Genomic DNA, 10501 nt, shown 5'->3' on the forward strand with positions numbered 1-10501 from the left:
CCGACCGGGTCGCGGGCGCCGGGGCGGGCTGCTGCGGGTATCCGTAGGAGACCTGCGGCTGTGCCTGCGGCGGTACGTAGCCCGTGAAGTGCGGCTGCGACGGCGTCTGCCCCTGCATCTGCGCCTGCTGCCGGTACGGGCTGAAGTGCCGGATGTCCCCGTACAGGTAATAGGAGACGGCGGCCACCATCGTGCAGAGCATGACCACCATGCCCGCGCTGCCGGGGCCCTGGAACTCCTCCTCGCCCGGGTCGACACCGATCAGGGCGATGGCCAGGACGTCGAGCGCCGTCACGAGGCCGAAGAGGATCCAGTTGTACGACTTGCGCGTCACCAGGGCCAGCCGCAGCATCGCGGCCCACGCCAGGAGGCCGCAGGTGAGCACCGTGAGCGCCACGAACATCACGCGCAGCGTCACATGTGTCCCCCTGGAAGGCGGATGCGGTTGCTGCGGCGCGTAGCCGTGGCCGTGCATGGCTGCTCCTGGTGCCTGATGAACGAACGGAAGAGGGTTCGAGCGTATAGGCCGACTGCGGCGACGGATCCCGGGTTGTACCGAACCGTTGTCGTACTGCTCACGCGGCCCCGGGCGGAAGGGTTCCCTCCGTCAGTCCGTCGTGCATGCCGCGCACCAGCCGGTCGCCGAGCAGGGCCGCCCGGCGCACGGCGTCCTCGAACTCGGCGAGGCGGCGGAAGCGTGCGCTGTACCCCTGCTGCCCGGCGAGCGGCAGCCGCGGCACCTGGAGGCGGCGGACGTCGAGCCGGGCGGACGTCGACGCGTAGCTGCTCGCCTGGCGGTGGTTGGCGGTGCCGCGCAGGAACCCGGCGAGGAACCACGGGTCGAGCGCGGCGGGGTCCGGGCGCAGCAGGGCCAGGCCGCGGCCGAGGGCGGCGCCCGCGGTGGCCTCGTCGATCACGCGGGCGGCGGCGCCGCCGCCGAACACCGGGACGACGACGTCGCCGGGCGCGGTGCGCACGGGTGCGTCGCCGGGCGCGCTCTCGTGGGCGGTGCTCTCGTGGGCGGTGCCGGAGGGCGCGCAGCCCGTCAGTACGTCGTGGTCGGTGAGCACGGGGGTGCCGCCGGGCCCCTCGCCGGTGCCGGTGTGCAGGGTCAGGGCGCCGGCGCGGGCCAGTTCGCCGACGGTGGTCAGCGGCGGCCGGGCGGCGTCGGCGGGGGCCGGGTCGAGGTCGTCCGGCGGGGGCGCGAGGTCGGCGGCCCGGCGCAGGGCCTCGCCGAGCCCCTGCCGTACGGTCCGCAGCCCGGTGCCGCCCGCGGCCTCGGCGGGCGGCGGCAGATGGCGCGCGGGCGCCAGATCGACCTCGTCGTCGAGGAGTTCGAGCACCGGCACGCTGCGGGCGAGTCCGGGCCGTTCGTCGAGCGTGCCGTGCCGTTCGACGTGCTGCCAGGCGTCGAGCACGGCGTCCCGCACGGCGGGCCACGGCTGCCTGTCGCGTCCGTCGGCGGCCGCCGCGCCCGCCGTCTCCACGAGCAGCAGCTCGGGCGCGGGCCGCGCCGCCCGGTCGGGCCTGCGCAGCACCCAGATGTGCAGGGGCAGGTTGTACGGCGGTGCGGTGCCCGCCGGCAGGGCGACGACGGCGCGCAGGGCGCCGCGGCGCAGCAGGTCGGCGCGGATGCGGCGCCCGGAGCGGCGGGACGCGGCGGCGGGCGGCATCAGCAGGACGGCGGTGCCGCCGTCGGCGAGCCGGGCCAACGCGTGCTGCACCCAGGCGAGTTCGGACTCGCCGCGGGCCGGGAAGCCGTACTCCCAGCGGGGGTCGTAGGCCAGTTCGTCGTGGCCCCAGTTGCGGTCGTTGAACGGCGGGTGGCAGAGCACGGCCGCTGCCGTGCGGCCGTCGTAGGCGTCGGCGCGCAGGGTGTCGGCGGCCATGGTGCGCACGGTCGCGTCGGAGTGCAGGGCGAGGCGCAGCGCGGTGAGGGCGGCGAGCTCCGGGGAGCTGTCCTGGCCGTACAGGTACTGGTCGGGGCGCGGCGGGACGGCGCGCAGCAGGGCGCCGGTGCCGCAGGCGGGGTCGAGGACGGTGCGTGCGGGGGCGGGGTTCCCAGCGGTCCCGGTACTCCCGGCGGCCCCGGCGATCTCGGCGATCCGCGCCATCAGCTCGGCGGGGCCCTCCGGGGTGAGCGTGTACTGGCGGGGGTTGGCGTCGGTGTGCCGACCGAGCAGGAACTCGTACGTCTGCCGGGCGCCCAGCTCGGCCGCCAGCTCGGCGACACCGCGCAACAGCGGTACGGAGGGCAGGAGTTCGGCGGGTTCCGGGACGTGGACGGCGCGCCTGCGCCGTACGCCGAACCGCATCGCGACCGCCTCGTCGAGCACGTCCGGCAGGAGCTGCGCCATCCGCTCGTCGGAGACGGCGCCGACCGCGAGCCAGTCGGCCGGCCTGTCGCGGATGAGGAGCAGGGCGCATCCGGCGTGCAGGAGGGCGGTGACGGGGCCCGCGGGATGTCCCGCGAGCTGCTGCCACACGCGTTCGCGGAGGGGGACCTCGACGAGCTTCCCCTGGCCGCGCAGCCAGCGCTCGACCTCGGCGAGCGCGAAGGAGGGGCTGGTCTCGGTGCCGCCGACCGGCTTGGGGAAGTCGCCGTGCCTGCGGCGCCAGTTGCTGACGGCGGCCCGCCCGACTCCCGCGAGGCGGGCGATCCCGGCGGCGGTCACCTCGGTCGCGTCGTCCCGCGGCGTCATCTGATGGCTCCCCTCGAACGCGCGGGGTCAGTCGCGCGGGGTCGAGCATACCCAGGGATCGACGGCACGGACCGTTTCACGTCCGTTAACTCATGATCCACACATACTCGTGTTGACTCGGTTCACAGACACCTGCTCTGATGTCCTCACCGAACGAACTTCCCTGGGGGGATTTCCATGCGTCACCACCTGCGCCACCAGCTGCGCCTGCGCCGCACCGTCGTCGCCGTGGCCTGCCTGGCCACGGCCGCCGTCGGCCTGACGGCCTGCGGCTCCGAGTCCGGCAAGGCGTCCGAAACGGGCAAGGCGTCGAAGGCGGACACGGCGAAGGGGGGCGAGCCGAAGGAGCCCTTCGCGGGCATGAGCGGCACCGAGATCGTCGACAAGGCCGTCGAAGCGACGAAGGGCGCCACGTCGCTCCGGCTCGTGGGCGACATCAAGGACGACGAGACGGGCCGGATGAAGATGGACCTGGCCCTCGACACCTCGGGCAAGTGCGCGGGCACCATGGCGATGGACGGCGAGGGCACGTTCGACCTGATCGTCCCCGGCGACAGCACGGTCTACGTGAAGTACGACGAGAAGTTCCTGCGCGCGCAGAGCAAGGGGCAGCCCGAGGACGAGACCGCGCTCGCCGTCGAGATGCTCGCGGACCGCTGGTCCAAGACGAAGGCGTCCGGCGCCGACGCGAAGGACATCGCCGGCATGTGCGACCTCGACGACCTGCTCAAGGAGTTCGAGGGCGAGATCAACTCCAACGCCCGCAGGGGCGCGACGACGACCCTGGACGGCACCCCCGCGATCAGGATCGACGCCCGCGACTCCGAGGAGAAGTACACGATCTACGTCGCCACCGAGGGCAAGCCCTACCTGCTGAAGATCGTCGACGCGGGCGCGGCCGAGCCGGAGCACATCGCGTTCCGCGAGTACGACAAGCCCGTGAAGACCACGCCGCCCGCCGGCAAGGTCATCGACCTGGACGAGCTGGGCGCCTGACGAGCCTCACAGCGTGTGCCGCACCCACACGTTCGGCTCGACGTACACGGCATAACCGCGGGCGGGCTCGCAGTGGACGGGCACCAGCGCGCCCGGCACCTCGACGAAGCCCTCCCGGTCGAACGGCAGCCCCGTCCACTCGCGCCACTGCGCGGTCGAGCCGGACACGGTCATGGAGGCGTGCGCGACCTTCTCGACGACGCCGCCCGCCCGCACGTGCACCCGCAGCCACGGGTCGTGCGGCAGGCCGTCCTCACGCGTGCGGTACGCGTACTCGTCGATCTGCGCGGCCGGTTCGAGGTGCTTGGCGTTGGGCCGCACCGGCGCGACGAGCTCGGTGAAGCCCCGGAAACGGGCGTTGTCCCGCATCGCCGCGAGCATCCGCCCGGAGATCCCCTTGCCCTGCGCGGCGAGGTCGACGGTGATCTCGATGGCGCTCACCGTGTCGGGCCGCTTGCCGTGCCGCAGGTCCGAGAAGGCCCACAGCAGCACCTGGTCCCAGCCTCCGTCGGGCAGTTCGCCGGTCCCGCGGCCGCCCAGTGCGAGCGGCACGCTGAAGCCGCGGGCGACGACCTTGCCGTCCGCGTCGCCGTCGGTGGCGACCAGGACGTACTCCGGGAGGTCCTTGACGATCCGTCCGATCAGCGACCAGCCGACCGGGTCGTGCAGGATGAACTCGGGCCAGTCCTCGGCCATGCCCCAGAGCGGGTCCGCGAGTTCCGGGCGCTCGGCCAGGGTCGTGATCTTGAGGTCCATGGGTCGGGACGGTACGCGTCCCGCGGGGTCGGCGGTATTTCTTTTCCTGCGGGCCCGTTGTGGCTGGTCGCGCGGTTCCCCGCGCCCCCTGAAGGCCCCTTCGGGGCCTCCTCGGGGCCTCCTCGGAGCCGTGGGTCAGCGGGCGTGGAAGCGGGGCGGGGCCTTCGTCGGGGCGTCGCCCGTCGGCAGCTTCTCGGCCGGACACGTCGTGAGCACCTTCTTCATGGCGTCCCGTTCCGCGCCGGTCACCCACACCCCGTACTTCTTCTTCACCGCCACCTGCCCGGCCACGTACGTGCAGCGGTAGGCCTTGTTCGGCGGCAGCCAGGTCGCGGTGTCGCCGTCGCCCTTGCCGCGGTTGGGGCCCGCGTCGACGGCGAGGAGGTTGAGCGGATCGTTGGCGAACGCGATGCGCTTGCCGGGCTCCCACTGGAAGGCACCCTTCTGCCAGGCGTCGGAGAGCGCCACGAGGTGGTCGATGTCGACCTGGCTGCGCCCGCGCCGGAACGTCACTTCCTTGCCGGTGTACGGATCGGGCGCGAGCCTCCCGGAGGCCACCCGGCAGTCGCCGCCCTGGTACGTGACGTCCTTCAGGTCCCGCTTGAGGATGTCGTCCCGGGTCGGGCAGCGGTTGGAGTCGGTGTCGGCCCACGCGGTGCCGAACCTGCCGCGGTCGTAACCGGTCTTGGGCGCGCGGCCCTTGACGGTGAGCGTGTCGACGGCGGCGAGCGCGGACCCTGCCTTCGCGTCGGGCCCGGCGGCGCCGCCGTCCGCCTTGTCCTTGGTGCCGGAGGTGCCGGTCTCGCAGCCGGTGAGGAGCGCGGGCACGGCGACGAGCGCGAGCAGCGCCGAGGCGGTGCGTCGGTTGCGTCGGTTGCGTCGGTTCATCGGACGACCACCCTGTCACCGAGGGCCAGCGGCGCGGGCGCCACCATGTCCGTGTGGACGCCGATGCACATGCCGCGGGTGGCGGTGAGGGTCTTCAGGACGCGGTTGTCCACGGGCAGGCCGGGCTGGGCCTGGGTGACCATGACGCAGCGCTTCACGCGCTTGGTGACGTACAGCCGCAGCGGTTCGGCCCCCGGTCCGCCGCCGAGGACGATCTCGCGGCCGACCCAGCTCTCCTCGATCCACGGTTCGTCGGTCTCCACGACGATGTTCTTGCGCAGCCGCCGTACGTCGACGGGGTCGGCGTCACCGAGCAGGTCGCCGAGCGCGCGCAGCGAGGCGGTGCCGACGAGGGAGACGGCGGAGACGTCCTTGTGGGACTCCTCGCCCGCACGCACCAACTCGACGCCCTCGCCGAAACGTTCCGGTATCCGCGGGTCGCCGGGGCGGAGCGTCGCGCCGTCCGGCGCGAGGACGACGGGCAGTCCGTCGCCGTCGCAGGTCGCGCGGTGTTCGAGCATGCCGGGGGTGCGGCGGAAGCGCTGGTGGTGCTTCCCGCTGGCCAGCTTGCCGTCGGGGTACCGCAGGGCCCAGAGCCGGTCGCCGACGACGCCGCTCGCGTCGAACTCCAGCCGGTCGTGCTCGTCCCCGAGCATCGACTTCACCGGAAACCGGTACAGACCCACGACCTCGAACGTCACTGCGCTCTCCCCTCCCCTGGGCGGACTCCCGCGGCCACCACGGTACGGCGCCCCGGACGTGACGACGCCCCCGGCTCGCGGCGCGGAAGATCATGAGATTATTTCCCGTTCCTTACTTATCGGGAGATTCATGTACAAGCGTCCGCCGCGCCTCGCCCTGTTGTTGCTCACCGCCGCTGCCTTCGGCACGACAGCGTGCGACGCGTCGGGCACCGACGCGTCCGCCCCCTCCGCGAGCACGCCACCGTCACCGTCGGCGAGCGCGGCTCCGGCCCCCGAAGGGCGCGGACTGCAGGGCCCGGCAGCGGGCCTCTTCCTGAAGACGCTGCGCGAGCACCACCCGGACCTCGATCACATCGAGGACGACGCGCTCGTCGCCGAGGGAGACGCGCTGTGCACCGTCCGGGGCGCGGCCCTCGGCGAGCAGTTCACGAAGTCCACGCACCGGCTCGGCACCACCAAGAAGCAGACGTCGAGCATCATGGGCGCCGCCCACGCCCTGTGCCGGGACAAGGACGACCAGCTCTTCGCCCACTGACGATTACCTGCGCGGTAATCGACCGCCCTCTCCTCCCCCGGCAGGATCGAACACATCAGCCGAGAGCAGTCCAACCCCGAGGAGAGCCCGATGAGCACGGACACCGCCACCGCCACCCGCGCCGTCGTCCAGGACTTCCTTCAGGCCCGGCTCGCCGGGGACACCGACCGGATGGTGGAGCTCTTCGCCGACGACGTGGACTGGCTGCTCGCCGAGAACCCCGCCGTCCCGTGGATCCGCCCCCGCTCCACGGGCGCCGAGTGCGCGGCCCAGTCCGGCGAACTGGCCGCGCACACCGTCCCCGAGGACTCCCGCGCCTCCCTCGACACCTTCCTCGTCGACGGCACGGACGCCGTCCTGTTCGGCCACCTCTCGGGCACCGTGCGCGCCACCGGCAAGTCCTTCGAGGGCCCCTTCGCCCTGCGCCTCACGGTCGAGAACGGCCGGATCACCCGGCACCACCTCTACGAGAACAGCCTCTCCATCGCCCAGGCCTGCACCGCCTCCTGACCCCGGGGCGGGCAAGGCCTCACTCGTAACGCGGCAGGCCCTCCGTGGAGATGGTCCACTCGGCGATGGTGACGTCCTCGCCGTAGACGAAGTCCTTGCGGGTGGCGTAGCGCGGGCCCTCGGGCGTGGAGTGGATGTCGGAGAGAACGGCTCCCGAGCCGGTGCGGGGGTCGAAGATCGCGTACACCGGGATGCCGAGGAGCGGATAGTCGCGGGTCTTGCCGACCCAGTCGTTCTCGGGGTTGGAGCGGGAGACGATCTCAATGGCGGCGACGAGGGTGCGGGGATCGACCGCGCCTTCGACGTCCAGATCGGTCCAGGCGAGCACGATGACATCGGGGTGGCGCAGGATACCCTCCGGCTCATGCTCCACATCAGGTGTTCCGGTGTGAGCCAGCAGCTCGTCCGGCATACGCCTCTCCAGGCGGCGGCTGATGTGCGCCGCCGTCACCTCATGAGGGCCTCCTGGCGACATCATGTCGTGGACGATTCCTTCCTTGGTGATCTCGAATTTGCCGGGAAGGCCGTCCCACGCATGCTCGACGACGTCACGCATCGCCCGGTACTGGGAGCTGCCGTTCCGCGCGCTGTCCGAGGCGATGGTCATGGCGTGCGCTCCTCGTCTGTGCCCAGGGGCAAGGGTCGTCACGTTCATGCTAGGCGGCCTCCCGCAGGTCGGGGCGGCAGCCACGGCAGTGCCCCGGCACGGGGGCGCGGAAGGCCCGGTCGCACGCCTCGCAGTTCTGGAGCGGGTCGGGACGGGCGACGGCGGCGACCGGTCCAGGGGGAAGCGGTGGCGGCAGCAGGGCCGTGAGCCGGTGGGCCAGCAGGGCAGCCGGGTGCCTCAGCTCATCGGGAAGCGCGGCCGTGAGCGTGCGGCGTACGGCGTCGGGGGCGGCCCCGCGCTCCAGCCAGACGGCGACCGCCGGAGCGAGGCGGTGGACGTCCCGCTCGGCGAGAAGGAGGCGGGGCTCGTGACGTCGCAGGTCCACGAGCAGGCCGGTGGCGGCCCGGTGGCGGTCGAGGTCGGGGGTGTCCCGCTCGGGGAGGGCTTCTCGGGGAGGGTCGCGATCCACTCGTACGGGTCGTACGGGCTTCTCCGGTACGGGCGCGGGAGCATCGGGCCGCGTACCGGGCTGGTTGTACGAGACGGTCCGGGTGACGACCTCCCCACCGGGCAGGCGCTCCCGCGTCCGGGAGAGATATCCGTGCCGCTCCAGCTCTCGCAGGGCCCCGGCGATGCGGTGCTCGCTCTCGGGGAAGCGGGCGGCGAGGAGCTTGATGCCGATGCGGGCCCCGGCGGGCAGCGACTGGATGTGGACGGCCAGCCCGATCGCGACCAGGGAGAGTTCGCGGTGCTGGGCGAGGTGGTTGCCGATCACGGTGTAGTGCGTGGTGTGCCGCGAGTTGACGTGAACGACACCGGATCGGGGGGTGTCGGCGGGTACGGAGGACGGGGCGCGCGAAGGCGCGCTACGCTGCTCGAAAGCCATCAGGAAGGCTGTCTTCCTAGTTGGTCAGGCCCTCGGTCGGGATGCCAGTCCCGCCGGGGGCCGTCGTATGTCTGCGGTTGTCGCGGCGAGCATATGCCCGCGAACAGGCAGGAAATCCAGCCCAGTTGGCGGATATCACCCGCGTGAGTGACGGACACCGAGGCGTGGACGGGTGGGTTGGTGGGGAGGTGCTTCCCCAAAGGCTTTCAAGCTTTTACGTCGCGGGAGACCAGGTCCCGGCACACCGGAACGCGGTGCACCGGGTCGCGGACGTCCGCGACCCGGTCGGCCCCTCCCCTCACCCCCCGGACCGGTCCACCGGTTCGGGGTGTCGCACGAGCCACTCCTGGAACTCGCGGTGGCGGAACTGGTAGGCGATGCCGGAGGTCCGCATCAGGCCTGCGGTCACCGACCAGTCGAGGAACCGGGCCGGGCGGAAGCGGAGTCGGCGCTGCGAGGCGAGGAAGACGAGGTAGCCCACCCAGTCCCGTTGCAGCGCCAGGATCCCCACCATGAGGAGGCTGGCCATGAGCCCGTCCGCGGCCTCGGCGCCGCCGCTCGTCACCGCTCCGGCGCCCGGCACGCCCATGCAGAGGACGAAGGTCCACCAGCCCGCCCTGACGGGTCCGGGGGGCCCGACCGCAGTGCTGTCCAGTTGGCTAGCGGACGCCCAGGCCAGCGCCGCCAGCATCAGCCAGGCCAGCAGCACCAGGATGCGCGGGTCCCCGCCACCGCCGCCCACCGCCTTGGGAGCCGCCTGCCACAGACCGGCCGCCAGGACCGTCCCCATGACATAGGCCGGAAGACTGCGCGCGCTCATCCGGAGGAACCGGCGCAGCCCCACCCGCCAGAGCGGACTGCCCAGTGACGGCATCGCGATCTCCGTGAGCACCGACGTCGTGGTCCTGCCGCGCACCTCCTCGACCAGCGAACCGACCACGATGACAATCGTGAGCGCGGCCATCAGCGTCTGGTCGACGTCACGCCACGACCGCGCCAGCACCAGGACCGGCGCCACCGCGGCCGCGGCCAGGCACGCGCAGACCACCCCGCGCACCCGGCCCGGCGGCATCCGCTCCCCCAGCCGGTGCAGCACCAGGTCGGTCTCCGCCGTGCTGCCCGCGCCCAGCAGCACGGCCAGCCGGTGCAACCGGAGGTGGATGTCGTACGGCCGGTAGCGGTCGGGCGCTCGGGGCGTGCTCGTCACCGATGCCCCGATGAACCGGCTCAGGAGCAGATCCGCGATCTCGACCACGGTCGTGGCGGGCACCAACTCCCCCGGGTCGCCGTCACGTTCGTACACCCTGCTGGCCAGGGTCAGCCGCCACGGCGTCGACAGCGCCGTCGCCAGCACCCCCTGCGGCGCGGCCGCGAGCTCGTCCAGGACCGGCTGCCACCGGCCGGGGCGGCGCGCCGCGCCCCGCTGCCCGAGGAAGCGGATCGCCTGCTCCGGCGTCACCGGGTCGATCTCGATGCGGGCGGCGTCGAGGATGTGGCTGCCGTCGGTCTCCAGCGCGTCGTACTGCCGCGTGCGGCACGTCAGGACGAGCGGGGCGGGGTCCGTGCCGTTCTGGTAGGTGGCGAGTGCCTCCAGCGCTCCGCGTGCTCTGGACTCCGTCGCGGCCACGTCGTCCAGATCCATTTCGTCCAGGCCGTCGAGCACGGGCAGGACCATCCGCCCGGCCATGACCGCTCGGGCGGACCTCGGCGGCAGTCCGAAGTCCCGCTCCAGGTGGCGGACGATCCAGTCGGACAGCAGCTCGTCCTCGTCCCAGTCGGCCAGCGCGATGAGCACCGCGACCGGTTCGTCCTCCGCCCTCGCCTGGTTGAGCTCCATGACCAGCTTTCTGGCCAGGACGGTCTTGCCCGCGCCCGCCGCGCCCGTGATGACCAGGCGGCGCGGCGGGCGCGGGCAAG

11 protein-coding genes are annotated in these 10501 nt (G+C 72.8%); 3 read left to right on the forward strand and 8 right to left on the reverse strand.

Going from position 1 to position 10501, the window contains the following annotated elements:
* Both AOK03_RS05745 and AOK03_RS05750 read right to left on the reverse strand, forming a co-directional pair.
* A partial coding sequence (locus tag AOK03_RS05745) for a hypothetical protein (protein ID WP_107097929.1) occupies window positions 1-418 on the reverse strand: 418 nt, incomplete at its 3' end.
* 157 nt (window positions 419-575) lie between these two features.
* Complete coding sequence (locus AOK03_RS05750) at window positions 576-2702, reverse strand: N-6 DNA methylase (protein WP_055564066.1); 2127 nt, start codon at window positions 2700-2702, stop codon at window positions 576-578.
* A gap of 177 nt (window positions 2703-2879) precedes the next feature.
* Here AOK03_RS05750 and AOK03_RS05755 point away from each other — a divergent pair, with 177 nt between their 5' ends.
* Window positions 2880-3698 (forward strand): hypothetical protein, encoded by an 819-nt coding sequence (locus AOK03_RS05755; RefSeq protein WP_244177499.1) that lies wholly within the window; start codon window positions 2880-2882, stop codon window positions 3696-3698.
* Window positions 3699-3704: 6 nt separating this feature from the next.
* Here AOK03_RS05755 and AOK03_RS05760 read toward each other — a convergent pair whose 3' ends face one another.
* The 3 genes from AOK03_RS05760 to AOK03_RS05770 all read right to left on the reverse strand — a co-directional run bounded on the left by AOK03_RS05760 (window position 3705) and on the right by AOK03_RS05770 (window position 6043).
* Entirely contained in the window at window positions 3705-4454 is a 750-nt protein-coding gene (locus AOK03_RS05760) for a hypothetical protein (protein WP_055564067.1), read from the reverse strand.
* 135 nt (window positions 4455-4589) lie between these two features.
* Window positions 4590-5342, reverse strand: coding sequence for an HNH endonuclease family protein (locus AOK03_RS05765; RefSeq protein WP_055564068.1), 753 nt, complete (start codon window positions 5340-5342; stop codon window positions 4590-4592).
* Window positions 5339-6043, reverse strand: a complete 705-nt coding sequence (locus AOK03_RS05770; protein WP_055564069.1) for an MOSC domain-containing protein — start codon at window positions 6041-6043, stop codon at window positions 5339-5341. Before AOK03_RS05770 ends, AOK03_RS05765 begins: the two co-directional genes overlap by 4 nt.
* A gap of 130 nt (window positions 6044-6173) precedes the next feature.
* Between AOK03_RS05770 and AOK03_RS05775 the strand changes: the two genes are divergently transcribed.
* Both AOK03_RS05775 and AOK03_RS05780 read left to right on the forward strand, forming a co-directional pair.
* Window positions 6174-6581, forward strand: coding sequence for a hypothetical protein (locus tag AOK03_RS05775; protein WP_055564070.1), 408 nt, complete (start codon window positions 6174-6176; stop codon window positions 6579-6581).
* A 90-nt stretch (window positions 6582-6671) separates the two neighbouring features.
* Window positions 6672-7091, forward strand: a complete 420-nt coding sequence (locus AOK03_RS05780; protein ID WP_055564071.1) for a nuclear transport factor 2 family protein — start codon at window positions 6672-6674, stop codon at window positions 7089-7091.
* Window positions 7092-7110: 19 nt separating this feature from the next.
* Here AOK03_RS05780 and AOK03_RS05785 read toward each other — a convergent pair whose 3' ends face one another.
* The 3 genes from AOK03_RS05785 to AOK03_RS05795 all read right to left on the reverse strand — a co-directional run.
* Window positions 7111-7698 (reverse strand): Uma2 family endonuclease, encoded by a 588-nt coding sequence (locus AOK03_RS05785; RefSeq protein ID WP_055564072.1) that lies wholly within the window; start codon window positions 7696-7698, stop codon window positions 7111-7113.
* 49 nt (window positions 7699-7747) lie between these two features.
* On the reverse strand, window positions 7748-8584 hold the full coding sequence (locus AOK03_RS05790) for a hypothetical protein (protein ID WP_055564073.1): 837 nt from the start codon (window positions 8582-8584) through the stop codon (window positions 7748-7750).
* A gap of 298 nt (window positions 8585-8882) precedes the next feature.
* Window positions 8883-10501: NACHT domain-containing protein (locus AOK03_RS05795; RefSeq protein ID WP_055564074.1), on the reverse strand; the 1619-nt coding region annotated here is incomplete at its 5' end.

The sequence above is a fragment of the Streptomyces atriruber genome (assembly GCF_001418325.1).
In the GTDB taxonomy this organism is placed as follows: Bacteria; Actinomycetota; Actinomycetes; order Streptomycetales; family Streptomycetaceae; genus Streptomyces; species Streptomyces atriruber.